25 protein-coding genes are annotated in these 26830 nt (G+C 70.4%); 14 read left to right on the top strand and 11 right to left on the bottom strand.

Going from position 1 to position 26830, the window contains the following annotated elements:
- Positions 1–102: 102 nt before the first annotated feature.
- A complete protein-coding gene (locus ABLG96_RS11940) occupies positions 103–831 on the top strand; it encodes a ferritin-like fold-containing protein (RefSeq protein ID WP_353647613.1) in 729 nt (242 codons plus the stop codon).
- A 30-nt stretch (positions 832–861) separates the two neighbouring features.
- On the opposite strand, the gene ABLG96_RS11935 is transcribed toward ABLG96_RS11940, so the two are convergent.
- Both ABLG96_RS11935 and ABLG96_RS11930 read right to left on the bottom strand, forming a co-directional pair.
- Complete coding sequence (locus ABLG96_RS11935; protein WP_353647612.1) at positions 862–2007, bottom strand: glycerate kinase; 1146 nt, start codon at positions 2005–2007, stop codon at positions 862–864.
- Entirely contained in the window at positions 2004–2693 is a 690-nt protein-coding gene (locus tag ABLG96_RS11930; protein ID WP_353647611.1) for an MOSC domain-containing protein, read from the bottom strand. Before ABLG96_RS11930 ends, ABLG96_RS11935 begins: the two co-directional genes overlap by 4 nt.
- Before the next feature lie 298 nt (positions 2694–2991).
- Between ABLG96_RS11930 and ABLG96_RS11925 the strand changes: the two genes are divergently transcribed.
- From ABLG96_RS11925 to ABLG96_RS11915, 3 genes are read left to right on the top strand one after another with little or no spacing between them, the layout of a single operon-like run.
- Complete coding sequence (locus tag ABLG96_RS11925) at positions 2992–3888, top strand: hypothetical protein (RefSeq protein WP_353647610.1); 897 nt, start codon at positions 2992–2994, stop codon at positions 3886–3888.
- Complete coding sequence (locus tag ABLG96_RS11920) at positions 3866–4858, top strand: hypothetical protein (RefSeq protein ID WP_353647609.1); 993 nt, start codon at positions 3866–3868, stop codon at positions 4856–4858. Before ABLG96_RS11925 ends, ABLG96_RS11920 begins: the two co-directional genes overlap by 23 nt.
- A 16-nt stretch (positions 4859–4874) precedes the next feature.
- On the top strand, positions 4875–5768 hold the full coding sequence (locus tag ABLG96_RS11915) for a hypothetical protein (protein WP_353647608.1): 894 nt from the start codon (positions 4875–4877) through the stop codon (positions 5766–5768).
- Positions 5769–5808: 40 nt separating this feature from the next.
- On the opposite strand, the gene ABLG96_RS11910 is transcribed toward ABLG96_RS11915, so the two are convergent.
- Complete coding sequence (locus ABLG96_RS11910) at positions 5809–6762, bottom strand: DNA-3-methyladenine glycosylase 2 family protein (RefSeq protein ID WP_353647607.1); 954 nt, start codon at positions 6760–6762, stop codon at positions 5809–5811.
- A gap of 140 nt (positions 6763–6902) precedes the next feature.
- Between ABLG96_RS11910 and ABLG96_RS11905 the strand changes: the two genes are divergently transcribed.
- The 5 genes from ABLG96_RS11905 to ABLG96_RS11885 all read left to right on the top strand — a co-directional run bounded on the left by ABLG96_RS11905 (position 6903) and on the right by ABLG96_RS11885 (position 12016).
- Entirely contained in the window at positions 6903–7112 is a 210-nt protein-coding gene (locus ABLG96_RS11905) for a hypothetical protein (RefSeq protein WP_353647606.1), read from the top strand.
- A 76-nt stretch (positions 7113–7188) separates the two neighbouring features.
- Positions 7189–8298, top strand: a complete 1110-nt coding sequence (gene rlmN, locus ABLG96_RS11900; protein ID WP_353647605.1) for a 23S rRNA (adenine(2503)-C(2))-methyltransferase RlmN — start codon at positions 7189–7191, stop codon at positions 8296–8298.
- Between the two features lie 94 nt (positions 8299–8392).
- Positions 8393–9859, top strand: a complete 1467-nt coding sequence (locus ABLG96_RS11895; RefSeq protein ID WP_353647604.1) for a TerD family protein — start codon at positions 8393–8395, stop codon at positions 9857–9859.
- Between the two features lie 81 nt (positions 9860–9940).
- A complete protein-coding gene (locus ABLG96_RS11890; protein WP_353647603.1) occupies positions 9941–11368 on the top strand; it encodes a hypothetical protein in 1428 nt (475 codons plus the stop codon).
- 294 nt (positions 11369–11662) lie between these two features.
- On the top strand, positions 11663–12016 hold the full coding sequence (locus ABLG96_RS11885; protein ID WP_353647602.1) for a cupin domain-containing protein: 354 nt from the start codon (positions 11663–11665) through the stop codon (positions 12014–12016).
- Here the strand turns inward: ABLG96_RS11885 and ABLG96_RS11880 are convergent, their stop codons facing one another.
- The 3 genes from ABLG96_RS11880 to ABLG96_RS11870 are packed head-to-tail and all read right to left on the bottom strand — an operon-like array spanning position 12017 to position 14103.
- Positions 12017–12907 (bottom strand): phosphotransferase, encoded by an 891-nt coding sequence (locus ABLG96_RS11880; RefSeq protein ID WP_353647601.1) that lies wholly within the window; start codon positions 12905–12907, stop codon positions 12017–12019.
- Between the two features lie 22 nt (positions 12908–12929).
- On the bottom strand, positions 12930–13754 hold the full coding sequence (locus ABLG96_RS11875; RefSeq protein WP_353647600.1) for a class I SAM-dependent methyltransferase: 825 nt from the start codon (positions 13752–13754) through the stop codon (positions 12930–12932).
- Between the two features lie 28 nt (positions 13755–13782).
- Entirely contained in the window at positions 13783–14103 is a 321-nt protein-coding gene (locus ABLG96_RS11870; protein ID WP_353647599.1) for a DUF2631 domain-containing protein, read from the bottom strand.
- Positions 14104–14256: 153 nt separating this feature from the next.
- Between ABLG96_RS11870 and dxr the strand changes: the two genes are divergently transcribed.
- The 5 genes from dxr to ABLG96_RS11845 all read left to right on the top strand — a co-directional run bounded on the left by dxr (position 14257) and on the right by ABLG96_RS11845 (position 19916).
- The gene (dxr, locus tag ABLG96_RS11865; protein ID WP_353647598.1) at positions 14257–15366 is read left to right on the top strand and encodes a 1-deoxy-D-xylulose-5-phosphate reductoisomerase; all 1110 of its coding nucleotides are present in this window, start codon (positions 14257–14259) and stop codon (positions 15364–15366) included.
- Positions 15360–16676, top strand: coding sequence for a site-2 protease family protein (locus ABLG96_RS11860; protein ID WP_353647597.1), 1317 nt, complete (start codon positions 15360–15362; stop codon positions 16674–16676). Before dxr ends, ABLG96_RS11860 begins: the two co-directional genes overlap by 7 nt.
- Before the next feature lie 115 nt (positions 16677–16791).
- Complete coding sequence (ispG, locus tag ABLG96_RS11855; RefSeq protein WP_353647596.1) at positions 16792–18000, top strand: flavodoxin-dependent (E)-4-hydroxy-3-methylbut-2-enyl-diphosphate synthase; 1209 nt, start codon at positions 16792–16794, stop codon at positions 17998–18000.
- Between the two features lie 7 nt (positions 18001–18007).
- Entirely contained in the window at positions 18008–18856 is an 849-nt protein-coding gene (locus ABLG96_RS11850) for a GNAT family N-acetyltransferase (protein WP_353647595.1), read from the top strand.
- Between the two features lie 373 nt (positions 18857–19229).
- Positions 19230–19916 carry a helix-turn-helix domain-containing protein gene (locus tag ABLG96_RS11845; RefSeq protein WP_353647594.1) on the top strand — a complete coding sequence of 229 codons (687 nt, stop codon included), beginning with the start codon at positions 19230–19232 and terminating at the stop codon, positions 19914–19916.
- A gap of 140 nt (positions 19917–20056) precedes the next feature.
- Here ABLG96_RS11845 and ABLG96_RS11840 read toward each other — a convergent pair whose 3' ends face one another.
- From ABLG96_RS11840 to ABLG96_RS11820, 5 genes are read right to left on the bottom strand one after another with little or no spacing between them, the layout of a single operon-like run.
- Entirely contained in the window at positions 20057–20893 is an 837-nt protein-coding gene (locus tag ABLG96_RS11840; RefSeq protein WP_353647593.1) for a CoA ester lyase, read from the bottom strand.
- On the bottom strand, positions 20890–22158 hold the full coding sequence (locus tag ABLG96_RS11835; RefSeq protein ID WP_353647592.1) for a CoA transferase: 1269 nt from the start codon (positions 22156–22158) through the stop codon (positions 20890–20892). Before ABLG96_RS11835 ends, ABLG96_RS11840 begins: the two co-directional genes overlap by 4 nt.
- Positions 22159–24408 (bottom strand): SUMF1/EgtB/PvdO family nonheme iron enzyme, encoded by a 2250-nt coding sequence (locus ABLG96_RS11830; protein ID WP_353651477.1) that lies wholly within the window; start codon positions 24406–24408, stop codon positions 22159–22161.
- Positions 24405–25433, bottom strand: a complete 1029-nt coding sequence (locus tag ABLG96_RS11825; protein ID WP_353647591.1) for a LacI family DNA-binding transcriptional regulator — start codon at positions 25431–25433, stop codon at positions 24405–24407. The genes ABLG96_RS11830 and ABLG96_RS11825 overlap by 4 nt, the downstream gene beginning before the upstream one ends.
- Positions 25430–26818, bottom strand: a complete 1389-nt coding sequence (locus ABLG96_RS11820; RefSeq protein WP_353647590.1) for an ADP-ribosylglycohydrolase family protein — start codon at positions 26816–26818, stop codon at positions 25430–25432. Before ABLG96_RS11820 ends, ABLG96_RS11825 begins: the two co-directional genes overlap by 4 nt.
- Positions 26819–26830 lie beyond the last annotated feature (12 nt).

Genomic DNA, 26830 nt, shown 5'->3' with positions numbered 1-26830 from the left:
CGTTCGCGGCGGGTCCGGCGCGGAGTGGGTGCCTTCGGGTCAGCCCGCAGAGTCGCAGATGATGCAGCACGCCGAGGGAACAACGGAGGGTGATCGCACACGATGATGCGCAGCCAGGGCGACCCGACGGCAGACGGCGATCGTCCGGAACAGGTCCAGGACGAGGAACTCCGCAGTGCGGTGGCCACCGCGCCGCCGGAGCCCGGCGTCATCGACCTGATCGGGGTGCTCGCCTACGGCGAGCTGTCGGCCTTCGACCGGATGGCCGCGGATGCGCGCTACGCGCCGACCCTCGCCGGACGGGTGGCGCTCGCCCAGATGGCAGCTGCCGAGATGGGACATTTCCAGGCCTTGGCCGGTTATCTGCGGGGTCACCGGATCGCCGTCGAGGACGTGATGCTGCCCTTCTCCCGGCCGTTCGACGCCTTCCACGATTCGACCGCCCCGCACTCGTGGCTGGAGTCGCTGGTCAAGGCACACGTGGGCGACGGACTGGCCGCCGACTTCTACCGGGAGATCGCCGAATGGCTCGACCCGGAGTCCCGCGCCCTGGTGTTCGGCGTGCTGGGCGACACCGGGCACTCGGCGTTCGCCGTGCGGGAAGTGCGGCGCGCCTGCCAGCAGGACCCGCGGTTGACCGGCGCCCTGGCCTTGTGGGGTCGTCGGCTGCTGGGGGAAGCGCTCACCCAGGCCCAGTACGTGATCGCCGAGCGCGAGTCGCTGGCAGATCTCATCATCGCCGGCTCCGGCGACCTGACCGGTATCGCGGCGCTCTTCCGCCGGCTGCAGATGGGGCACGGTGAGCGGATGAAGTCGCTCGGGCTGGCCTGAGCCGGGTTCACCCGGTCGCGAGCTGCGCGGTCAGCTCGATGTTCGACCGAACACGCTGTCTGCCAACGCTTCTCCGCCGATCATCGCCCAGTGCTGCGGGTCGTCGAGTGCCGCGTCGAGCGACCCGGCGAGCCCGACCAGGGTCGCGGTGGCCACGAAACCGTCCAACACCAGCTCGATCTCGGCCGAGTCCAGGATCCCGCCGGCCAGCAGCGCCACCGGGCACCGTGCGCTGTCGACCACATGCCCGACCACTTTGCCGCGCAACGACTGCTCGTCGAACCGACCCTCGCCGGTGATCACCAGATCGGCGCCGACGAGCGCGTCGGCCAACCCGACGATCTCCGCGACCGCCGGTGCGCCGGGCCGCAACCGAGCGCCCCAGAGCGTGGCGAGCCCGAACGCGCTGCCACCGGCGGCCCCGGCTCCCGCTGCGTCCGGAGCGCCACCGATCACCGCCGCCAGCTGGGTCAGCGCCGCGTCCAGCAACGCCACCCCATCGGCGTCCGCCCCCTTCTGTGGCCCGAAAACGGTTGCTGCACCGTGGGTTCCGGTGAGGGGCGAGGTGACGTCGCTGAGCACCTCGATCCCGCCGGGCGGCGGCGCGATGAGCTCCGAGGTGTCCACTGCGACGAGCTCGGTCAGCGGCCCGCCGCCGGGAGGCAGCTCGGCGCCCGAGGCGTCCAGGAATCGCGCGCCGAGCGCTCGGAGGGCGCCGGTGCCACCGTCGGTGGAGGCCGATCCGCCGACGGTCGCGACGATCCGACGGGTGTCGGGGTGGAGCGTTGCGGCCCGCAGCAGTTGTCCGAAGCCGATCGTCTGCGCCCCCGACGGATCCGCGCGCGCCAGCAGCGGCAGGCCCGAGGCGACCGCGAGTTCCACCACCGCAGTGCCGTCGGGCAGCAACACCCAGGCGGCCGTCAGATCCCGGCCGTCCGGTCCGGTCACCGCGCAGCCGATCGAGCGGCTGCCGGAGGTCGCATCGCGGATCGCGTCCGCGGTACCTTCCCCGCCGTCCGCCAACGGCACGCACCGGACGTCGTCCTGCGGTCTGGCGCTGTGCCAGCCGGCGGCGATCGCGGTGCAGGCCTGCGCGGCGGACATCGATCCCTTGAAGGAGTCCGGCGCGATGACGACCGTGCGCGGCCCGGTTGCGGTGTCGGTGTCGGCGCTCATGCGTGTGCGTCGGCGTCTGCGTCGAAGGTCAGAGGTGCACGACGCTCGACCATCGCCCTGGCCTCGGAACCCAGCGTCGGGACGCGCGCCAGCTCGGCCAGCAGCTCCGGTCGGGTGGTGAACGCCCGGAAGGCCGTCCGCACCGTGACGCCGTGATCGGGGCGCTCGAGCACGGCGACGGTGTCCCCGGCGCGCACCGGACCGGGGACCAGGACCCGCAGGTAGGTGCCCGTGGTGCCCGCCTCCGCGAACCGTCGCACCCAGCCGCGTTCGTGCAGGAAGGCAGCGAAGGTCCGACACGGCACCCGCGGCACCGTCACCTGCAACTTCAGCTGTGCGCCGACGGCCCACACCTCGCCCAGCAGGGCGTGGGTGATCTCGACGCCGATCGTCGTCAGGTTCTCGCCGAACTGACCGTTGCGCAGGTCACGCCCGAGCTGCCGCTGCCAGCCGTCGAGGTCCTCCCTCGCGTAGGCGTACACGGCCTGGTCGCTGCCACCGTGATGACCCAGGTCGCAGACGGTGTCGCCGGCCAACCCGCTGCCGCCCAGACCTTTCCGACCGGGATCCTGCACTCCGACGGACACGGAGGTGGGGATCTTGTCGATGCCGGTCACACCCTTGCGGGACGCGGCGGACACCTCGGCGCGACCCAGGTTCACGGACAGGACGTTGGACACCGGCATCCGGGCAGTCTCCCAGCACAGGCGTCGACGTGTCGATCGGCTTCGGTGTCGGGCGGCGCTGGGGCAACAGCCTGCGGAAGCACCCGGATGGGTGTCAGCGGTTCGGGTGTCGATCCCGCAGGGCAAGGGCCGACCCGACCGGCCCGGGGCACCGACTCGTCGGGTCTGGACCGGGCCGGGCGCAGCTGAGTGGGTGGAGGGGTATCGGGGTACCTTGCAGGTCGCGTCTCCGTCGCCGCCCGGAGCGCACCATTCTCTGCGGCGCTCAACAGAGAAGTGCGACGCGAGGAGGACTCGGATGGACCCCCGCGGCCCCGTCATCGTCGACCTGCCGGACGAGGTTCCTGCCCGTCCGCGGCGCAGGGTTCCGGCCTGGTTGGGGGTCGCGTTGCTGGTTTCGATCGCGCTGGGGCTCGCCGCGGTCGCCGGGTCTCGTAACAGGACGATCGGCGGGTCTCCGGCATCCGGTCCTCGGGCCCAGCTGCCGGTCGAGGGCAACTGTCTGCGCTGGGACACCGATCCTGCGAGCCAGACCGTTCCGGTGCCGGGCACCGTCCGGATCATCGGCTGCGACGACCTGCACCAGGGCCAGGTGTTGCAGGCCTGGCGGATCGGTGCCCAGCCGTCGTCCTCGAGCATCGAGGCCGGCTGCTCCCGTCGGGACCAGGGCTGGAGCGTGTCGATGATGTCGACGGACTGGGACGGCGGCTCGCTGGCCTACTCGACGACGGTCATCACGTCCGGTGTGGAGGCGGTGGACTTCCTCGCCTGTGTGGTGATCGCTCGGGGGACCGATCCGCCACGAGTGCTGCTGTCGGAGTCCTCCGAGTTCGCACTGAACCCGACCGCGGACGCAACCACCCAGCTGAGGTCCGCTCGTCAGTGTCTGGACGCCGGCGGCCTCGGTGTCGGCTGCCATCAGCTGCACCCCGTGGAGCGCGTCGGCACCTTCGCTCCCGGTGGGTACGCGGGCCTGAGTGGACCTCGGCACAGCTGTTTCGACTACGCCGTCGCGGTGGTCGGGTCCGCGGGAGCGTTCAGCGGACCGGATGCTTTGACCGTCCGCGAGGTCCGCACCGGGCAGGGGGCGCTCATCGACCTGCCGCGGGCGTTCTGCGACGTCGTGGCGCCGGTCGGCCGGGCAATGGTCGGAACTGTCGTCGGGTTGGGCGATGCACCGCTCCCGCTGGGCTGAGTCACCCCCGGGGACCGGACCGTCCCGGGCGACGGGACCGGCACGCCACATCGTCGACCTCCCGCCGGACACCGAACCCGTGCCGGGCGCCGAACCGGTGCGGGACGCCGCGCCGCGTCGTGCGGTCGGCCTCGCGCTGCTGCTCGCTGTCCTGCTGGGTCTCACCGGCGTGGCCGGGAGCAGACCGCGACACACGGCGGGACAGGGGAGCGCGGCCCCGTCGACGGCCCTGCCCGCGGTCGGCAGCTGTCTGCGCTGGAGCGTCGACCCGGCAGCGCCGTTGACTCCCGCGGCCGGAACGGTGGCTGTCGTCGGCTGCCGGCAGGTGCACCAGGGACAGGTGCTGTCCACCTGGCGGCCGGGAACGGTCGACCGCGCAGCGGAGCCCGGCCGGTGTCCGAGGGTGTCGGCGGTCTGGGAGGCGGGCCACCCGGCAGCAGACCGGGCCTTGACGGACTGGAGCGTCCCGGTGATCAGCCGCTCGAACGTCGTGGTGACCGGCGGGCCCACGCTGCTGGACTTCACGGCCTGCGCCTCGATCTTGCGCTGGGACTCCGGTCGGTACAGCCTGTTGAGCATCGACCGGGCTCTCGCGGACCGGGGCCGGCAGGGCGCGGACGTTCCCGAGGACGCCACCGTTTCCTGGTGTCTGGACGACCAGCGCCGCAGCACCGGATGTCAGCAACCGCACACCTTCGAGCGGGTGGGGATCTTCTCCACCGATGGGCCACGGGTGACGCCGACGAGCAGCTGTGAGGACCGCGCCCGCTCAGTGGTCGGCGCGGAGGAATGGGTCTCCGGCATCCCGGGGCCCGGGGTGTTGACGACCCACGTCGGCGCGACCACCGAGGAGACCCTGGGTGGGAGCGCGGACGTCACCTTCCTGCTGTGCGACGTCATCGCGCCCAGCGGTCGGCAGCTGGTCGACACCGTCGTCGGGTTGGGCGAACGTCCGCTCCCGTTGCGCTGAGGCGGACGGAGACCGGATGAGCAACACAACTGGCTGGCGGATCGAAGAGCTGCCGGAACGGACACCACCGACGACGCGGCACATCTCGCGCCGGTGGGGCCCGGTGATCCTGCTGGCGGTGGCGCTGGTGGTCGCAGTACCGGCGGGAGCACGGGAGCGGGCGTCGACCGGGATCGGATCTGCGCGCGTCGAGCTGCCCCTGCCCGCTCCGGGTGAGTGCCTGACCTGGCAGGTCGACGTCGCCGACCCGCCGGCCGTGATCGTTGCCCTGCCGCAGTTCCCGCTGCCGGTCCTTCCGGGCAGCATCGCCGGCACTTCGTGCAGCACTGCGCACCAGGGTCAGGTGGTGGATGCGTGGCGGCTGGCGGCGATCGACGACCGGCAGGTTCAGCAGAAGTGCACTGCTGCAGCCGATCCCATGGCCGAGTTCTTTCCCGAGCAATCCCCGTCGGGCTGGACCACGATCCACGGCGACCGCCGCGCCTCGATGGTGCGCACGGGCGACGGCGCGCTGGACTTCGTCGCCTGCGTCCTGATCGAGGTTCCCTACGGACTGCCGCCGGCAGTGTTCACGCTGTCGGACACGATGATCCCGGCAGCATCCGCGGCCCCGCGGTGGTGTCTCACCGGAAAGCAGGAGGCGATCGGTTGCGCACAACCGCACGGCAGCGAACGCATCGGCACCGCCGACGAGCCGCGGGGAGTTCCGAGCTGCACCGGCTTCGCGCACACCGTCGTCGGTGCGGGCGCCGGTTCCGCGGCTTTCTCCAGCTCCGGCCTGTCGATCCACTCCGGCATGCTTCCAGGTCCGTTCGGCCCGACCTGGTTCTGTGATGTGGTGGCGCCGGCGGGACAACAGTTGACATCGTCGGTGGTCGGCCTGGGATCAGGGCCGCTCCCATTGGCCTGACCGACCGAGCACCTGGACACCGATGCCCGAAGGCCGACAGTCATCGTGGTCGGTGCATCCCCGGCTGCGCCCATCGGTCGGCCGGCAGGTGGGTCGGCAGCGTCATCCGCGGTCCGCGGCGGGGCCGGGAGAGGCCGGCCAGCTCGATCAAGCGCTGCACCCGATGACGATGCGGTCGCCAGGGCTCCAGCAGCGCAGCCAGCCGATCGTCGTCGCCGTCGATCTCGCCGGTGAGGGCCCAGGTGATGTTCTTGCCGACGTGGTAGTCGCTGAAGCTCACGGCGTCGGCGTCGCCCAGGGCGCGGAATCGCACCTCGGCGGAGGTCCACACCCCGATCCCCGGCAGCGAACGCAGCCGGCGATCCAGCTCCTCGGGGCCGAGTACACCGCCGCGTTCCAGCGCGCCGGCTCGGGCGGCCACGGTCAACAGCCGTCGGGAGTGCGCAGGGTCGACGCCCATCCGCAGCCAGTCCCAGGACGGGATCATCCGGAGGTCGGTGGGGGCCGGCTGCACCCACACCCCCAGCTCGCCGCCCGGCCCCGGTGCCCGCTCGCCGAACCGGTACACCAGAGCGCGGAACCCTGCGAAGGCCTCCTTGCCGGTCACCTTCTGCTCCAGCACCGCGGGGACCAGCGCCTCCATGACCAGCCCGGTCCGCGTCACCCGCCAGTGCGGATGTCGGCGGTGGGCCTCCACGAGCACAGGGTGCCGCGGCTCGAACCCGCTCACGTCGTCCTCGGCGCCGAGCATCGCGGGCAGCGACTCGAGCACCCAGGGGGCACCGGGACCCCACGCCGTTCCCTCGACCTCGCCGCGGTCGGGATGCTCGACGATCCGCAGTGCAGCGGGACCGTCCGGTGTCCGGATGCCGCGCCAGAGCGCACCGTCCACGGTGCGGTAGGTCGGATCACCCGCCCCACGGCGCAGGATGCGCAGCGTCGGGCCGACGGCACACGGCCACCCGGGCCGCCACGTCCGCACCTGCTCCACCATGGACCCGAGAATAGGTCCGGCCTCCGACGGAGCTCCCGCCGGCGATCGAGCGAGTGAGGGACGAACGAGACGAGATCCCCTCAGCGGCGACCACGCGGGTCGGGGCCCCCGGACGAAGCGGTGACTGGCACCATCGCAGGGTGAGCACTGCGACATCGCTCGGTCGGGACCGCGGGCCCGACCGCGTCGCGCGCGGTGAGGCCGGCCTCAACAGGTTCACCCCCGTCGCCGGAACGCTGGGATTCGTGCTGATGATGGTCTGTGGCTTCGCCTTCGACGGGTGGGCGTGGTCCTGGCTGTTCCTGATGCTCCCCGCACTCACCTCGACGCTCGGGCCCCGAGGCGACTGACGCGTATCCGGCTGCGTCACCGCCCAGCTCGCGAGCAACCCGGACCGACCGCAGCTCGTGGGACAATGAAGACGTCATGACGAAATCACTCCCACTCGTGTTCACCGCTCCCCGGCGTGGCAAGCCGCCGACGCACCTCGCCGATCTGGACGAGCAGGGCCGTAGGAACGCCGTGCAGGCGGCCGGCCAGCCGCCGTTCCGGGCCGACCAGCTGACGCGGCACTACTACGGCGGCCTGACCCGCTCGGCGCAGGACATGACCGATCTGCCGGCCGCCGGCCGGCAGGAGTTCGTCGATGCCCTGCTGCCCGAGCTGTTGACCGAGGTCCGCTCCATCGCCTGCGACGACGGCGACACCCGCAAGACGCTCTGGCGCGCGCACGACGGCACGCTCATCGAGTCCGTCCTGATGCGGTACCCGGAGCGGGTGACGCTCTGCGTCTCCTCGCAGGCCGGCTGCGGAATGGCGTGCCCGTTCTGCGCCACCGGCCAGGGCGGCCTGCAACGCAACCTGTCCGTCGGCGAGATCGTCGAGCAGGTGCGGCTTGCTGCGGCGTCCACCCGGGACGGCGTGCTGGGCGGTCCCGGTCGGCTGTCGAACATCGTCTTCATGGGGATGGGGGAGCCGATGGCGAACTATCCGCGGGTGATCGAGGCCGTCCGCCAGATCAGCGCGCCCGGTCCGCACGGTATCGGCATCTCGGCCCGCTCGATCACCGTCTCGACGGTGGGCCTGGTGCCCGCGATCGACAAGCTGACAGCCGAGAAGATCCCGGTCCGGCTGGCCGTTTCGCTGCACTGCCCCGACGACGAGCTGCGCAACACGCTGGTCCCGATCAACGACCGCTGGAACATCGGCGAGGTGCTGGCCGCCGCGCGTCGCTACGTCGACGCCACCGGGCGGCGGCTGTCGATCGAGTACGCGCTGATCAGGGATATCAACGATCAGCCGTGGCGGGCCGACATGCTCGGCGCGCTGCTGCAGCGCGAGTTCGGCCCGCTGGTGCACGTCAACCTGATCCCGCTGAACCCCACCCCCGGGTCGGAGTGGGACGCCTCACCGAAGCCGGTCGAGGAGGAGTTCGTCCGCCGGGTCCGCGCCCAGGGCGTCACCTGCACCGTGCGCGACACCCGCGGTCAGGAGATTGCCGCCGCCTGCGGTCAGCTCGCCGCGGCCGAGGTCTGAGTCCGACTGCCGGACAGCCGGTCACCGACCTGGCAGGATCGAGCTCACCGGATCTTCGGCAACCGCTGGAGAATGTGTCGGACGAAGGAGTCATGTGACCACCCCCGCCGCTGTGCTCGTGAAGGGCCAGAACGCACCCCTGGCCGCCACCACTGTCCGGATCGCCGTCGCTGTCCAGGCGCCGACGGACCTGTCGGCACTGCTCGTCACCGACAGCGGCAAGGTCCGCTCCGACACCGACTTCATCTTCTTCAACCAGCCCGACGGGCCGGGTGTCCGGTGCGTCCGGGAGGGCCAGACGTGGGTCCTGGACGTCGACCTCGCAGCCGTCCCCGCCGACATCACCACGGTGCGCGCCGTGGTGAACCTGGAAACCCAGGGGCAGCGCTTCGGCAGCCTTCCGGCTCCGGTGGCCACGGTGACCTCCCGCGAAGGTGCCCCGCTCGCGGAGTACTCGGTGACCGGTCTGGACTCCGAGATGATCATGGTGGCCCTCGAGCTCTACCGGCGTGGAGCCGACTGGAAGGTGCGCGCTGTCGGGCAGGGCTACGCCGGTGGTCTGGCCGAACTGATCCGCGACCACGGGGTTTCCGTCGATGACGCTCCGGCCTCGCCGCCGCCTGCCGCGACTTCTCCTCCCGCACCTGCCGCCGCGCCTGCCCCGACTGCCCCGGTTCAGGACAGCGGAGGCGCGTTCGGCTCCATGACGCCCCCGCCCGCTCCGCCGGCCCCAACTGCGCCTGCTCACGACAGCGGTGGCGCGTTCGGCTCCATGAGCCCGCCGCCCTCAGCGCCGCCCGGCCCACCGCCTGCGGCCTTCCCGCCGCCCAGCGCGCCACCGGCGGCCTATCCGCCGCCTAACGCGCCTGCGCAGGCCTTCCCGCCGCCCAGTGCGCCTGCGGCGCAGGTCTTCCCGCCGCCACAGGGCACGCCGGCCGGTGGCGCTGCGCCGTCGGGTCAGGACCAGGGCCTCACGGCCGGTCGGCCGGTGAGCCTGCAGAAGGGGCAGAAGGTCTCGCTGAGCAAGAGCGGCGGTGGCGGTGCGCTGACCTTGGTCCGGATGGGTCTCGGCTGGGATCCGCTGCAGAAGAAGCGCGGCATGTTCGGCAGCCGTGAGGTCGACATCGACCTCGACGCGTCGGCCGTCCTGTACTCCGGTGGCAATCCGGTCGATCTGGCCTTCTACAACAGCTTGACCAGCAAGGACGGGTCGGTCCAGCACCAGGGCGACAACCGCACCGGAGCCGGTGACGGCGACGACGAGACGATCGTCATCGACCTGACGCGGGTCGGCGCGCACATCGACGCCATCGTCTTCATCGTCACCTCCTACGAGGGTCAGACCTTCGAGCAGGTGCAGAACGCCTTCTGCCGCCTGGTCGACCACACCAACGGCGGCGAACTCGCGCGGTACACCCTCACCGGTGGCATGCCGGTGACCGGGATGGTGATGGCCAAGGTGTCCCGGGCCGGGAACGGTTGGCAGATGCAGGCGATCGGCGAGGGTATCCAGGCGAAGACGCCGTCCGAGGCGTTCCCGCAGCTCGCCCGGTTCCTGTAGTTCCCTTCGGTGACCGCTCCCGTGAGAGTGCTGCAACCGGGTGAGAACGTTGCGCCGGCACGCGGTCGGTGCACTGTCACGGTGCAGGGAGCTCCGGACCGTCGCGTCGTCGCGGTCGGGGCCGACGACCGCTCGATCGGCGAACCAGGGCCCCTCGATCCGAGCGGCGTCCTCGACCCTGCTGCCGCGCCGCCGTCCGCCGTCCGGCTCGTCGTGGTGGGGATCGGCGCCACCGGGCCGATCGGGGTCGAGGTGCTCGACGCGGCGGGTCAGCGGTACGCATTCACCGCCGCGCCGCCCGCCGGATCGGCGGTGGCCCTGCTGATCGAGTTCTATCGGCGGCCGGACGGCAGCTGGAAGTTGCGTGCGTTGGGCGGAGGACTGGCCGATCTCGCTGCGCTGCAGCAGGTTTTCGACATCCCGGCCACGGTCCGGGCGCCGGCAATACCGTCCATCAGCGCATCTCTGGGCGCCACCAACCACCCCCCAGAGTCGGGTGTCCCGGCGAAAGCTCCTGCGGCGCAGCAACAACGCGACTGGTCCCGGATCGCCTCGGGGGTCTGGGAGGACGCCAGCCGGAGTGCCGCGACGCATGCCGATGCGTCCCGGCATGCCGGGCTCAACCGCGATGCGGAGTTGGAACGGCTGATGGGTGATCCGACGGCGCGGACCGCGGACGACCCGCGTCGCCGGCAGATCGGGTCGCGGCACGACGACATCCTGGAACGGGCCGATCAGCGACGGTTGGCCGAGCTCGACGAGCTCATCGCCGAGCTCGGCGAGCTGGAGGTGGCCGTACCCGCTCCGTTGGCCCGCTGGACCTCGGCCGCGTGGGAACGGCTGCCCGTCGAGGAGAACGCGATGGTCCGGACGGGGGAGTTGACCCGGCCCGACTCCACGTCGCTGCGGATCCCGATGTACCGCGCCCGGTCGGTGCCGGGTGGCTACCTGGTGATGCCCTGGACCGCTGGTGACGACGGTCCCGCCCGATCCCTGGTGCGCCGCCTGCTGGCTGCGGGTCCCGCCGGTCGCGGTCTGTGGGTGCTCAGCGACGACGCGAGCGTCCAGCAGCATTGGTCGACGAGCGCTGCCGGGAACGCCGATCGCGGGATCGACGCCTCGCTGACCGAGCTGGCACACCGGGTGGACCTGGCAGACATGGCTGCCGAAGCAGGTGCGCCGGTACCGACGAATGCCGTGTTGCCCTCGGTGGTCCTGATGGTGCTGGACGGCTCGTGGGTACCCACGGATGACGTTTCCGAGACGGTCGGACGACTGCGGCGGGTGGCGATCCTCGGTCCGCGCTATGGGATGTCGGTGTTGTTCCTGGCCCCCGACGACCTGCGGAACAGCTTCGGCGACGGCGTCCCCGGCTCGTTGCTCCCGCTGGTGCCGGCCCAGATCGTCGATCCGTGGGTGGGTCTGACCTGGGATTTCGTCCCGGACGACGGCACGCCGGACGCTTCGGTGGCGGCAGCGATCGAGCTGCGGGCACACCGCGGGAGCTGACGGCGGTCGCTGCTGCCTTGCAGGTGACGGATCGGGTCGTCCGCGCGGTCGACAGGAGCTTGCTGATCTCGGACCTGTTGCTGTGCAACCGATTTCACGTGCACTACCAGTGACGGGCATGCCGCCGCCGCAGGGTCGCCGGTGAATGTGCAGCCGAACGCAACGGGTCAGGCTGGTTGAACTCCACGATCGCTGTCACGTTGCAACCTCCGCGAACCTCAGGCTGCAGCCGGGCTGCCGGCCATCACCCGCCGGGAATGAGCGGCGCGTCGGTCTCGATCTAGCATCATCGGCATGCGACTCGTACCCGTGGTTCCGGTCCAACTCCAACGCTTCGGCTCCCACGGCGTGACGGTGCACCATCCCACCAGCTCCACCGACGAGTTGCTCACCTTCGATGGTGGTTCCTCCGTGGTGGTCGGCAGATTGGACGAGGGCGGTGTGATCGGTAGGCACCCGGCAACCGACCTGCAGTTGCTGATGGTGGTGACCGGGACGATCATCGTCGCCACCGACTCCGCAACGGCAGAGCTGATCGAGGGGCAAGCGGTGCTGTTCGAGCCGGGGGAGCAGCACGAGACCCGGGCGTCGACGGCCGCGTCGATCGTGGTCTTCGAACGTCGAATCGATCCTCGCCCGGCGGATTGATCAGCTCTCTCGGGAAACGTCGATCCCGAGCGAATGCAGTCCCGCGCGAGCGTCCGCAAGCCCTCGCAGATTGTCCGACGGAGCTGTGACACCGGTCAGATCCTCCGCGTGCAGCCGCCCGGCGAAGTACACGCCTTGAACCGCCCAGCGGAATCGCCGCAAGGTGTCGAGGTGCTCGAGTTCGACATCGCTGAGAACACCCCTGGTGCGGTACGTCTCGAGGAAAGTCGCACCTCGCTCGCGTCCACCGAGATACATGACCGCGGAGGCGATGTCGTACAACACGGGTCCGCGCTGCGCCCCGGTCCAGTCGATCAATCCGGTCACCCCCAGCATCTCGTCCCTGCGAAACGCCTCGGGCGCCGGGTCGGTGTGCGTGAGGCCGTGGGTGAGCATCAGCGGATCAACCTCTGCCCGGATGCGATCGACAGCCGCCGGTAGCCAAGCATGGTTCCGGGCCCCCGGTGCATCCGCGCGGAGCCAGGGGAAGAAACCGGCGGCAATGGTGCGCTCGTGGTCGGATCCGCCCAGACGGTGCACCCTGGCCAGCATGTCCGCCATCCATTCCTGATCCAGACCGGTCCGTCCCTCCAGTTCACGGCCGGGGACGAAGTCCAACAACGCGAGTGGCGGTACAGCCACGACGAGTTGTCCGTCGAGGGTCGGAATCGGCGGGCCGGTACGTACGCCGACATTGCTCAGCCCTGCGGCGATCTCGCAGCCGATTCGCAGTCGCTCCAGTTCCGACTGAGGAACCATCTTGGCGACGTACGCCCGTCCGCCGTGTCGAACTGACCAGGTCGTCGAATTCATGCCACCGCCCAGCAGAGCAGTTCGGGCGTCGGTGAGCCCCCAGTGGCGAATGAGTAGATCCCTCAGGTCTGAGTCCACGGATGCATCGTGCCGCACGTCTTCATCCACGCCGCTTCTGCGGGACCTCGGGTCGCCGCAGGGCGGCGGTCGTGAGCGTGACCACCAACGGGCGGGTGACGGTGCCGCCGAACTGGTCATCGATGCAGGTTGCCACCTCGTCGAGCAGCGCCGTGCGCTGCGGCTCGGCCAGCTGCTGCGTACCCGAGTACGACATCATCAGCTGTCGATACCGTGCGGCGGTGTAGGTCTGGTCCCAGTCGTAGCAGCGCACAGAGACCGCGCCGTATCGTTCGTCGCGATCCAGCGCTCGGCGCATCGGCGGATCCACCTCGTCCCTGGCGGGTGCGGGCGGCCCGCGATGACCCTGGCCGTACCGCTGGTGGATCGGCTCGATCGCAGCGAAGAAGCCGTCATCGTCGGGCGCGGCGACCTGGATCAGATCGACGATCGCCACGAGGCCGCCTGGCCGGAGCAACTCGGCGGGCCGGTCCGTCTGGGCGCTCGGGGAGATCCAGTGATAGGCGGTGGCCGAGAAGACCGCATCGCAGGTACCGGGTGTGATCTCCAGCTGCGCTGCTCCGACTTGCTCGAAATCACCGACCACCACTCGCAGTCGGTCGGGCGGAAGGTTGGACCGGAGCCTCGCGGCCATCATCGGCCCGATCTCGACGGCGTGCACGAAAGCCCCGCGCGCCAACAGGTCTCGGGTGGCTTTGCCGGTTCCCGGGCCGACCTCGAGCACCGAGGGTGCCGGGGGCAGCAGAGCGAACAGATCCTCAAACAGCGCTACCGGGTAGGTCGGACGAGCCTCGTCGTAGGCGTCGACCGCCCGATCGAAGGAAAGCCGCGGGTCCCCGTGCGTCATGGCGCGTGAAACGACCAGCGGGAGAAGATCAGGGGCGGGTACGCCGGCGATGCCGGGCGGCGGCTTCCCGCCAGACGAGCCAGACGATCATGCCCAGGCCGATGAGGACCAGCCACCAGTCCTCGACGCGGCTCACGTGGTTGCCGAATAGCATCGCGAACATCACGAGGGTGAAGACGACGAGCAGCGTCTTGGACCCCTTGGCAGCGAACACGCGCCACTCGCCGTGCCAGCCCCATTCCTCGCTGGGAGCATCGGGGTTGTAGCGCACCGGAGCGGGCGAGGAGTGCGGTACCAGCGCGGAGTCGTCTCCGTGTGGGGCCTTCTTCTCCAGATCCATTCCGGACATGGTGTCTCCTCATCCTTCGACGCTTCTACGGCTGCCTGCGGTGATGCGGAAGTGCGATGGTCGACGCCCGGCGCGCAGCCGGCTGCCGGACCGCTTCATTCTGGCACGCCGCGAACTGCCGTCCGGTCCTGCCCACCCGCACGGTGGGCCACAATGGGTGACGTGCGACGCGTCGTGGTCCTGGGCTCCACCGGGTCGGTCGGTACCCAGGCTCTCGACCTGATCGCCGACCATCCCGACGACTTCCAGCTCGTCGGGATCGCGGCCGGTGGATCCCGGCCCCAGCTGCTCCGCGAGCAAGAAGTTCGATTCCCGGGTGTGCAGGTGGCCACCGGCGCAGACGGCGCGATCGCGCTGGTCGAGACGCTCGACTGCGACGTGGTGCTCAACGCGATCGACGGCTCCGTCGGGCTCGGACCGACCCTCGCGGTGCTCGCATCCGGACGCACCCTGGCACTGGCCAACAAGGAGTCGCTGGTCGCCGGGGGCGCGCTCGTCCTCGACGCGGCGGCGCCCGGTCAGCTGGTGCCGGTCGACTCCGAACACAGCGCGCTCGCCCAGTGCCTGCGCGCAGGCAGCGCCCACGAGGTCGCCTCGCTGGTGCTCACCGCATCCGGCGGGCCGTTCCGGGGCCGCAGCGTCGCCGAACTGGCGGACGTCACCGTCCAACAGGCGCTCGCGCACCCCACCTGGGACATGGGGCCGGTGATCACCATCAACTCGGCCACCCTGGTGAACAAGGGCCTCGAGCTGATCGAGGCACACGTGCTGTTCGGCGTGCCCTACGAGCAGATCGAGACCGTGGTGCACCCGCAGTCGATCGTGCACTCGATGGTCACCTTCCGCGACGGGGCGACGATCGCCCAGGCAAGCCCACCCGACATGAAGCTGGCGATCGCGCTGGGCCTCGGCTGGCCGGACCGGCTGCCCCGCGTCAGCCGCTCGCTCGACTTCTCAACCGCGTCCACCTGGACCTTCGAACCGGTCGACCACGAGGCGTTCCCGTCGCTGTCGCTGGCACGGCTCGCGGGCACGGCCGGCGGCCTGGTGCCGGCCACGTTCAACGCCGCCAACGAGGTCGCCGTCCGTTCCTTCCGCGAGGGGAAGTTCACCTTTCCAGGCATCCCGCGGCTACTCGCAGGCATCATTGATGAGGCGATCGGGTCCGAGGGTCTGACAACGGCTCCCCGGGACGTCGCCGACGTGCTTGCGGCAGAGGCCTGGGCACGCACGAGAGCTGAGGAGCTGGTGGACGCATGCTGACTGCGATCGGCATCGTCCTGTTCGTGCTCGGGCTGCTGTTCTCGATCGCCTGGCACGAGCTCGGTCACCTGACGTTCGCGAAGGTCTTCAAGGTCCGCACCACCCAGTACATGGTCGGCTTCGGCAAGACCGTCTGGTCGAAGAAGGTCGGCGAGACCGAGTACGGCATCAAGGCGGTGCCGCTGGGCGGCTACATCCGGATGATCGGAATGGTCCCGCCGGACAAGTTCGGTCGACAGCGGATCACCACCACCGCGCTCGGACCCGCCGGCATCTTCCGTCAGCTGGTCGAGGACACCCGGCACGGCGATCGCGCGCAGGTACTGGAGACCGACGACGGCCGGCAGTTCTACCAGCTGCACCCCTTCAAGCGGATCGTCATCATGTTCGCCGGACCGTTCATGAACCTCGTGCTCGCCGTCATCCTGTTCGGCGTCGTGATGACGACGATCGGCGTCCCCACCCCCAACACCACGGTGTCCAGCGTCAGTGCCTGCGTGGTGCCGGCCACCGCCTCGGCGGCCGAGCAGCAGAAGACCGAGTGCCCACAGACCGAGTGGACCCCGGCGCGGATGATCGGCCTGCAGCCGGGGGACGTCATCACCGATTTCGCCGGTACGTCGATCACCGGCTGGACCCAGCTCACCGCACTGATCAGGGCCGCTGCCGGACAGACCGTGCCGCTCACCGTCCAGCGCGCCGGAACGCCCGTCACCCAGCAGGTGACGATCGTGCTCACCGAGCGGCCGGTGACCGGTGCTAATGACCAGGTCGTCGGCACCACCCCCGCCGGGTTCCTCGGCGTCGGACCGCAGTTCCCGTACGTCACCCAGTCCTTCGGCAGTGCCTTCGACCGGACGGGGCAGTTCATCGGCACCGCCGCGCATGCGGTGATCCAGATCCCCTCTCGGATCCCGGCGCTCTGGGACGCCATTTTCAACGGCGCCGAGCGCGACGCGAACTCGCCCGTCGGCATCGTCGGCGCCGGTCGGATCTCCGGCGAGATCCTCGCACTCGACTCCCCGGCCAAGGACAAGTGGGCGCTGTTCCTGACGCTGTTGGCCGGCTTCAACATGAGCCTGTTCCTGCTCAACCTGCTGCCCCTGTTGCCGTTGGACGGCGGCCACATCCTGGGTGCGGTGATCGAGTGGATCCGCCGCGGTATCAACCGGCTCCGTCGCAAGGCGCTGCCGCCGCCGTTCGACGTCGCCAAGCTGATGCCGGTCGCCTACGTGGTGGCCCTGTTGTTCATCGGCCTGACGGTGCTCACCTTCATCGCCGATGTGGTCAACCCCGTCAACCTGTTCTGACGCGCGGTCCCTCACCCCCGGCGAGACACGTGCACAGATCACCACCCCGGAGTGGGCATCCGGCCGCGCGGAGGCGGACACTGGAGAGGTACCCACGACGATCGAGGAACTCGAGATGACCAGCACCACCGACAGCTCCACCGCCACCGGGATCGGCCTCGGGATGCCCAGCATGCCCGCCGACCGTGAGGTGCCGATCCTCGCGCCCCGGCGCGCGACCCGTCAGCTCCAGCTGGGCAGTGGCAGCAAGGGCATCGGCGTGGGCAGCGACAGCCCGGTCTCCGTCCAGTCGATGACCACCACGTTGACCTCCGACGTCAACGCCACCTTGCAGCAGATCGCCGAGCTGACCGCCGCCGGCTGCCAGATCGTGCGGGTGGCCGTGCCCACCAACGATGACGCGGCCGCGCTCAAGCAGATCGTCGAGCACTCCCAGCTGCCGGTCATCGCCGACATCCACTTCCAGCCCAAGTACGTGTACGCGGCCATCGAGGCCGGCTGCGCCGCCGTCCGGGTCAATCCCGGCAACATCCGGCAGTTCGACGACCAGGTCAAGCAGATCGCGCAGGAGGCCAAGGCGCACGGCACCCCGATCCGGATCGGCGTCAATGCCGGGTCCCTTGACCCTCGCCTGTTCGCCAAGTACGGCAGGGCCACCCCGGAGGCGCTGGTGGAGTCGGCGCTGTGGGAGTGCTCACTGTTCGAGGAGCACGATTTCCGCGACATCAAGATCTCGGTCAAGCACAACGACCCGGTGATCATGGTCCGGGCGTACGAGTTGCTCGCGCAGCAGTGCGACTACCCGCTGCACCTCGGTGTCACCGAGGCCGGTCCCGCGTTCCAGGGCACCATCAAGTCGTCCGTCGCCTTCGGTGCGTTGCTGGCCCAGGGGATCGGCGACACCATCCGCGTCTCGCTGTCCGCCCCTCCGGTCGAGGAGGTCAAGGTCGGCCTGCAGATCCTGGAGTCGTTGAACCTGCGGGAACGCGGTCTGGAAATCGTCTCGTGCCCGTCCTGCGGGCGCGCCCAGGTCGACGTCTACACACTCGCCAACGAGGTCACCGCCGGTCTGGAGGGGATGGACGTCCCGCTCCGGGTGGCTGTGATGGGGTGCGTGGTCAACGGACCTGGCGAGGCCCGCGAGGCGGATCTGGGCGTCGCCTCGGGCAATGGCAAGGGCCAGATCTTCGTCAAGGGCGAGGTGGTCCGCACCGTTCCCGAGTCGCAGATCGTGGAGACGCTGATCGAGGAGGCGATGAAGATCGCCGACGCCATGCGCGCCGAGGGAGTCGTCAGCGGCACTCCCTCGGTCTCGACGGTCTGATCAGTCGGTGCCGCGCATCTGGCAGCGGTCCGGAGCCCGGGTCCTGGGCAGCGACCAGACTGCAGTGGTGCAGGGCGCGCTGGACGCCGATCCGGTGGCCGGCTGCATGATTGCCGAGCGGTTCGAGACCTACGGCATCGATCCCCGTGCTCTCGGCGGCAATTTCTGGGGCGTCGACGGTGGTCGAGAGGCGCTGGCCTTCGTCGGCGGGAACCTGTTGCCGCTGGCTGCGACCGGGCCGGAGGCGCTGCGCCGATTGGCTGAGGGCCTGGCGCACCGCACCCGCAGCGTCGCCTCCCTCGTCGGCCGCTCGGAGCTGGTGCTTCCGTTGTGGGAGGACCTCGGTTCGGCCTGGGGGCCGGCCAGGGAGGTTCGGACCATCCAGCCGCTGCTCACCTGTCCGCGACCGCCGCTGATCGATCCGGACCCACGCCTGCGCCGGATGACGGGCCAGCTGGGCGATCACTACTTCCCGGCAGCGGTGGCCATGTTCACCGAGGAGGTCGGGATCGATCCGTGTGCGGGAGACGGCGGCCGCAGCTATCGCGCCCGGGTGGACGACCTGATCCGGCGCGGCCTGGCCTTCGCCGTGCTCGACGGCGCCGAGGTGATCTTCAAGGCGGAGATCGGCGCCCTCTCGAGCCGGGTGGCGTTGATCCAGGGGGTCTGGGTGGCCCCGGTCCATCGGGGGAGGGGGCTGGCCGCCGCGGCCGTCGCCGCGCTCGTGCAGCACATCCAGCGCGATCTGCACCGGCTGCCCTCGCTGTACGTCAACGAGCGCAACGTCGCAGCCCGCCGGGTCTACGAGCGGGTGGGATTCCAGCAGGCGGGACAGTTCTCCAGCGTGCTGTTCTGAGATCTGCCCCCTTCGCGCTGGTTCTTTCGAATCAGTTCTTGCGACTCACTTGACAACAGTCCTTTCGAAACGGATGCTTGGCAACAAGGCCTTCGAAAGGGTTGTTGTCAACATCCGAGGAGCACGTCATGACGAATCCGGTGACCGCAGTCGACCTCGCCAGGTACGAGACCGGCGAACGCATCCGCCGAGTGGCCGCCCGGCCTTCCCGGAGGTGGCGGGAAAGCACCGGCGCGGTTCTGGAGACCTGGGGTCGTCGGCTGCGCGCCACCGACGTCGGGAGTCGGCGGCGAGTCGTAGGGATGACTGGAGCGAGCGCCGCGGCCGTACGTGTCACGCCGGTCGGAGCTCGCTGACGCGAGAGGATCGACAGATGACACCGCAGGCAACACCCTCGGACGATGCGATCGCCACCGCATCGGACAGTGCATCCGCTCCGGTCGACGACCGTCCGGTCGAGGAGCCCGCGTCCAGTCCCACCCGGGCTCGGCGACGAACGTTGACGGACGCCAAGGAGATCCGGGCGCTGGCCCATCCGGTGCGGGTGGCGATGCTGGACGCGCTGCGCCGGGAGGGCACGTTGACCGCGACCGAGGCAGCCGACCTGCTCGACGAGAGCCCCGCGAACTGTTCCTTCCACCTCCGCACTCTCGCCAAGTACGGCTACGTGGAGGAGGCGCCGGGTGGCACCGGGCGGCAGCGGCCGTGGCGGCGCGTCGACCTGGGTCTGAGCTACGGGCTGGAGCAACCGTCGCCCGAGGTCGGTGCCGCGGCCCGCGAGCTCGACCAGCACTTCCGGGTCCAGCGTCAGCGCGAGATCGAGGTGTGGGAGGCGACCTGGCAGAGCTACCCGAAGGAGTGGCGGGACGCGTCCTTCTCCTTCCAGGGGCTCACGTATCTGACCGCCGCCGAGTTGGCCGAGATCAACGAGCAGCTGATCGGGCTCATCGACCAGTTCCGCGAACGGCTCGACGATCCCTCGAAGCGCCCGCCCGACGCGCACCCGGTGTCCATCAACGCCGGTGCGCATCCCCTCCCGCGTTCCAAGCGCGGCAACTGACCCCAGCTCGCGCTGGCGTTGCGTGCTGTTGCTGGCGTGGAGGACGTCCTTTTAGCCAGCAACAGCACTTGCCACCAGCGGGAACGTTCGCCGGGTCACTCAGGCGTAGCCACCCGGCTCGCTGGTCGGGTTCTGCGCGTTCAGCCGTCCGGACCGCGATCGGCCAGCGTCAGCACCGTCCTGGCTTGTCGCACCACCGCGGCGTCGACGAACTTCCCGCTGGGCAGGGCCACCGCTCCGCGGCCGATCTGCGCCCCGGCCTCGGCGGCCGCCACCACCTGCCGCGCCACCTCGATCTCTGCGGTGCTCGGAGCGAATGCCTCCACGATCACCGGCAGCTGGGCAGGATGGATCGCGGCGCGCCCCAGGAAACCCAACGATCGACCCTCGCTGCACGACGCACGCAGGCCACCCGAGTCACGGTGGTCGGGGAACACCGACATGGTGGGCGCGGGAAGTGCAGCCGCAGCCGCGGCGGTGACGATCCGTCCGCGGGCCCAGCTGAGCGCGGCCGGGTCGGCGGCGCGCAGGTCGGCCAGCAGGTCGGCCTCGCCGAGACCGATGGTCGCCACCTGCGGGTGGGAACCTGCCAGCAGGTACGCCCGTTCGACGCCGAGCGCTGATTCGATCAACAGGTGCAGCGCGCGCGATCCGACCCGGTCGGCCACCGCGCCGATCACCTCGGCGGATTCGCACTTCGGCAGCCGGAGCTGTACCCGCTCGTCCAGGGATGCGGCCATCGACAGATCGTCGTCGTGCCAAGGGGTTCCGGCCGCATTCACCCGCACCTGCACGGAGCGCCCTGGTTCGAACTCGAGCTCGGTGACGGTCCGACGCGCCGTTTCCTTCGCCGCCGGCGTGACAGCGTCCTCCAGGTCGATGATCACCACGTCTGCCGGCGAATCCAGAGCCCGCCGGATCCGGTCGGGGCGATCGGCCGGAACGTAGAGCAGCGTGAGCGGAACGCGGTGTGTCATGCCGATCGGTTCCGTCGCCCGTCGAGGGCGCTCGGCCCGGGAAGCGCGTCGACGGTGCTGGAGTCGACAGCCCCACCGACCACCCCGGCAGCGCGCAGCGCGGCGACCTCGTCGGGGGAGTAACCCAGCTCGTGCAGCACCGATCCGGTGTCGGCGCCGGGCTCCCGGCCCGTGTGGCGGATCGGCGCGTCACCCTCGGACAGCCGGAACAGCCTGCCCTGCATGGCCATCGGGCCGAAGTCCGAATCCTGGACGTGCTGCACGGTTCCCAGCGCGGCGAACTGGGGATCGGCGACGATGTCGGCCGGGGAGTAGATCGGTGCGACCGCCGCTTCCGCGCGGTCGAAGCTCTCCAGCACCTCGTCCCGGGTGCGCTGCGCGATCCAGCCACCGACGGCCTCATCCAGCTCGTCGGCGTGCTCGGCCCTCGACCCACCGGTGGCGAACCAGCGCTCGGCGATCAGCTCGGGCCGACCGACGAGGGTCAGCACCCGCTCGGCGATGCTCTGCGAGCTGGTCGACACCGCGACCCAGTGTCCGTCGGACGTCCGATAGGTGTTGCGCGGCGCGTTGTTGCCGGACCGGTTCCCGGTGCGCGGCTGGGCCGTGCCGAGCAGGTCCCACCGAGAGATCTGCGGTCCGAGCATGGCCATGATCGGCTCGACGATGGCGAGGTCCACCACCTGTCCGCGACCGGTGGCGGCGCGCTGGTGCAGGGCGGTCATCACGGCGAAAGCCGTTGCCAAGGAAGCGATCCCGTCGGCCAGGCCGAACGGTGGCAGCGTGGGTGGTCCATCCGGTTCCCCGGTTGCGGCGGCAAAACCGCTCATCGCCTCGGCCAGCGTGCCGAATCCAGGCCGTCTGCGGTACGGGCCGACCTGTCCGAAACCGGTCACCCTGGCCAGGACCAACCCCCGGTTGGAAGCCGACAGGCTCTCGTACCCCAGACCCCACCGTTCCAGGGTGTCGGGACGGAAGTTCTCGATCACCACGTCCGCCGCCGCGGCCAGCCGACGGAACACCGCGGCGCCGTCGGCGCCGGAGAGGTCGAGCTGCAGCGTCTCCTTGTTGCGGCCCAACGTCTTCCACCAGATGTTGTGGCCGTCCTTCTCCGGCCCGTGGCCGCGGGCCGGATCAGGTCGCCGCGGGTGCTCCACCTTGATCACCCTGGCGCCGAGATCGCCCAGGTGCATGGCCGCCATCGGGCCGGCGAACAGCGTGGAGGCGTCGATGACGGTCAGACCGTCGAGCGCGGGGGAGTTCACTCAGCTCTCCTGGTCGGTGGGTCGGTCGGTCGGTCGGTACGGGCGTGCGGGAATATGGGCGTGCTGACGTGTGGGCATGCGGGCGTGCAGGCCGTCGGTTTCGGAGGCCAGTACGAAGGCGATGCGGAAGCCGATCGTCTGCGATCGGCCCAACCCCTGGCCGGGCAACAGGTACTTCGCCGAGAACTCCCGTGGCTGCGGGCCGCTGTCGAAGTACCAGGGGGAACCCGAGCTCTGGTAGGCCGAGCCGCCCTTGAGCATCATGAAGCGCGTCCGGCCGTCGGTGTGCTCGCTCTCGGTCAGGTTCCACACCAACGGATCCCGTCGCCGGAAACCGGGGTCGGCCGCCGCTAGTTGCCACTCGTCCTCGGTGGGCAGTCGCCCGCCGGCCCACGCGGCGTAGGCCCTGGCGTCGGACAGCGACACCTCGGTGACCGGATGGTGGATCGCCGCATCCTGAATGCTGCGTCCAGCCCAGGCCGGTCGGCGCCACGACGGAATCCGGGCCCCCCGGTCGGTGGCCGCGACGAACTCCGCGAAGTCACGTTCTGAGACCTCGAGGGTCGCGACGGCGACGTCGGACGCCAGGTGCACCCGACGGTCCAGGGTGCGCAGGTCGTGCAGCCGGGGCGGCAGGGGCTTCCACTCATCGACGAACGGCGCTCCGTCGTACATCCCGGTCTCCCGGAACCGGAACCGGACGGTGAGCGTGTAGTCGCCGGCCGTGATCGGCACGGTCGGCAGCCGCAGGGACGCGGCGGTTCGCGTGGTCGCGGTCGGTACCGGCACCCGCTCGCTGTGTCGATGGTGGAACGCGGTGGACGGATGCGGCCGAGGATCGTCGGGCTGCTCGGTCAACGGGAGCAGCCAGGAGGTGTCCGCCCCCGGCGGGGGCTGCCAGAGACCGCCGATGCCGCCGGCCGGAACCAGCACCTGGACGTGCCCGTCGGCGACCGGCGCCTCCCGGCCGGTCCAGATGTCGAGCACCGGTCCGAGACCGGAGGTGGTCCTGCGTGCAGACCCGTCCGGGGCCTCGGCGACCGGGAGCCGCAACACCCGATCGTGGGCTCCGCGGTTGACGAGTGCCAACAGGGACTCACGCCCCGACCGGAAGGTGGAGCCGAACACGGTCAGCTGCGCGGCGTCGGGACCCAGATCGACCAGCGGGGTGAAGATGCCGTCCCGCAACAACTTCGACAGTGCCCGCTGGGCGGTGCTCATCCGCCGGAGGGTGAGGCTGTCGCGATCGTTCCAACCGACCCAGACCCCGAACACGACCTCCCACACCATCACCCCGACGCCGTTGAACCAGGCCGATTGCAGTTCGACGGAGTGGTCGCGGTGCCACCGGCGGACGTGGTGCATCATGTGGCGGCGTTCGAAGTAGTGCGAGCGCAGCACCCCGGGTACCGGCGAGTCGGCGAACCACTGGGCCCAGGACATCGGGTGGTCGACCAGCCGGGCCATCGACACCCTGGACTCACCCTGCAGCGCCACCCCGGAACGGGCCCGGCGGACACCGGCGACGAGCTCTCCGCGACCTTCGCGCAGGGTGTCCAGGAAGACGCCGTCGAAGCCGAGGTCTGCGACCATGTCCGCCAGCAGCTCGGGGTCGTAGCCGTTGCGGCGGGTCCCGGTGTCCCACGGGTTGTAGTCGATGAACACCCGGATCCCGGCATCGTGGAACGCTCGCACGACGTCCGACAGGCCGTCCACGTCGTGGTAGTAGTCCCACTGGTTCCGGTCGTCGATACCGATCACCGGATATGCGTGCCACAGCACCACCGCATCGAAGCCGCCGAAGCGCTCCCGGGCGTCCTGGATCATCCGCTCCGGGGTGAACCGACCCGTCTGCCAGTCGAAGAGCAGCTCGTCCCACAACCAGATCTGGGAGATGACGAAACAGCGCGAGATCCAGGCCAGGTCGTCCCGGCGGTAGAGGTCGTCGTCGTAGCTGCTGCGGGCGACCGCTTCGCGCCGCCACTCGTGCAGTCGACGTCGCCACTGCGGCCACAGCGCCGGATCGTCGGGTGCGGCGAAGATCTTCGCGTCGTCCAACGCCGACAGGTCGGCGTCGGGCTCGAGCGGGACCTCCTGCGGGCGGTCCAGCGGACGCGGGACGAGCGGGTTGAGCGGAGCATCGGTGGCCACTGCGGCGGCGGCCGCATCGGCAGCGTCCGTCGGGATCGACAGGACGGGGAGCGGCCCGTCGTCACCGGGAGGACCGGAACCCGCGGAGACATTGGTCATCGTCGCCACGAGGACTCCCTGACCAGCAGTTCCGGCTCGACGCTGACCGTGACCGCCGGCCGCGCCGGATCGGACATCCGCTGCAGCAACAGCTCGGCGGCGAGCCGTCCACGTTCGCGCGCCCGCAGCGACACCGAGGTCAGGGCCGGCGAGAAGATGCGGGCGAAGGGAATGTCGTCGACCCCGACCACGGCGAGGTCGTGCGGAACACGGATCCCGGCGGCCTCGGCAGCTCGGATCGCGCCCAGGGCGAGCAGGTCGTTCGCTGCGATCAGCGCATCCGGTTCCAGCAGGCACACCTGGAGCCAGGCATGTTCGCCGGCCTCGACGGTGAAGGCATCGACCGAGACCGTCCCGGCCGAACCGCCCCACTCCGCAGCGCACCGTCGATGCGCGGAGCCGCGAGCAGCTCCCGGCGAGGTCTGCTCGGGGCCGTTGACGAAGCAGATCCGGCGACGCCCGGTGTCCAACAGATGGCGGTAGGCGAGTCGGATCCCGGCACCCGAATCGACCCGCACCCGGTCGAGGGCATCGGTGGCGCCAGGATCACCCACGATGACGACCGGTACCGGGCACTCGACCAGCGCGCGGACCAGGGCCGGCGTGCGGCGCAGCGGGCTGATCACCAGGCCGTCGGCGTAGCCCCGACCGAGGCTGCGTACCAGGGCCAGGGTGTCGGCCGGGTCCTGACCGGTGGAGGTCACCAGCAGACGGGCTCCGGTGGAGGTCAACCCCTCCTCGACCCCGCGCATCATCTCGGTGTAGACCGGGTTGGCCAGATCGTCGACGGCGAATGCGATCTGTTGTGCAGCACCGAGTTTCAGCGCACGGCCGGTGGCGTCCGGGCGATATCCGAGCTCGATCACCGCGGCCCGCACCCGGTCCATGGTGTCGGGTCGGGCGAGTTTGCCGTTCAGCACCCGGGACACGGACGCGGTGGAGACGCCGGCCCGGGCGGCCACCTCGACGACCGTCGGGCGTCGGCCGGTCCGCACCGCACCGGCAGGGTCACTCTCGGCGCTCATGACACATCGCCACCGGATCCGACGAGGGCCAGGGTGCGCGCCGCGGCAGCAGTGATCGCCCCACCGTCCTCGCCGGGCAGGGCAGAGCTCAACCGGTCGCGCAGCGGTGTGGTCCACTCCGGATCGATGCTTGATGCTCCGGTCAGCGCACCCACGATCCCGCCGACGCTGGCGCCGTTGGAGTCGGTGTCCCAGCCGCCGGCAACCACGGTGCAGATCGAGCGGTCGAAGGCGCCTTCCCCGAATGTGAGGGCGTAGGCCACCAGCGCGGTGTTGTTGAGCGCATGCACCCAGTGCAGGTCGGGATAGGCCCGCTCCAGCGCGACGTACGCGTCCTCGGGCGGGAGCCCGTCGGTCGCCAGCCGGCGACCCAGGATGATGGCCGCAGCTGCGGCACTGTCGGGAGGGACGACGGCCAGGCCGGCATCCAGCACGTCCGCGATACCGGGACGGTCCGGAGTGCGGACCACGGCGATCGAACCCATCGCGGCCAGCGCCATCGCGCAGTAGAGCCCGTTGCGGGTGTGGCTGACGGAGGCGTCCCGGTGTGCCCGACGGGCAGCACCCAGCGGATCACCGGGACCGACCCAGCCGTAGAGGTCGGTGCGGATCTGCGCCCCGATCCATTCCCGGTACGGGTTGCCCACCCGCGCAGTGTCCGGCGGCTCGAGACCGCAGAGCAGGTTGCGGTACGCGATCCGTTCCGCGGTGAAGCTGCGCCCTGCGGGCAGGTCGAGCAGCCAGGACTGTGCGACATCGGCGGAGGTGAAGTCGAGGCCGACCCGCTCCAGCAGGCGCAGGGCCATCAGGGTGAAGTTGAGATCGTCGTCCTCCGGTGCGCCGTCGATGTTCTCGATCAGGCTCGTGGGTCCGCTCACCCGGTTCCACGGCCACCGCTCCGCGACCTCGACGGGCAGACCGCGCGCGGTGAAATAGCTCCGCAGCGGCCACCGGTCACCGCTGCGCAGGATGTCCTCGATCCCACGGCGCGGGATCTTCTCGACGGGCTTGCCCAGGACACAGCCCACCGTGCGGCCCAGCCAGGCTCCGCTCAGCGCGTCGGCGTCGGTGCCGGCACCGTGCCGCACATACTGCGCCGCAGTGGATTCGACGATCGCCGCGATCCCGGTCCAGTCGTCGGGTAGCGCCGGATCGGACTGCCGGGGGATCGCGGCCACCGCTGCGAGCAGCTCCTCGGCGAGCGGGCGCAGGTGTCTGTCCCCGAGCTCCGGTGACGCACCGACGTGCGGTGGCGGCAGCGTGCCGCCGGCTCCGACCCAGCGGTCCGCGATCCGCTGCAGCGCATCCTGCTGGTCGGGTCCGAGTTCACGAGCCGACTGCCAGAGCTCGTGGCGTAGCAGGTCCTCCGGCTGCACCCAGGTCACCGGTCTGGGCTG

It is taken from the genome of Nakamurella sp. A5-74 (assembly GCF_040438885.1).
Classification (GTDB): Bacteria; Actinomycetota; Actinomycetes; order Mycobacteriales; family Nakamurellaceae; genus Nakamurella.
This window is presented reverse-complemented; position numbering and strand designations above follow the sequence as displayed.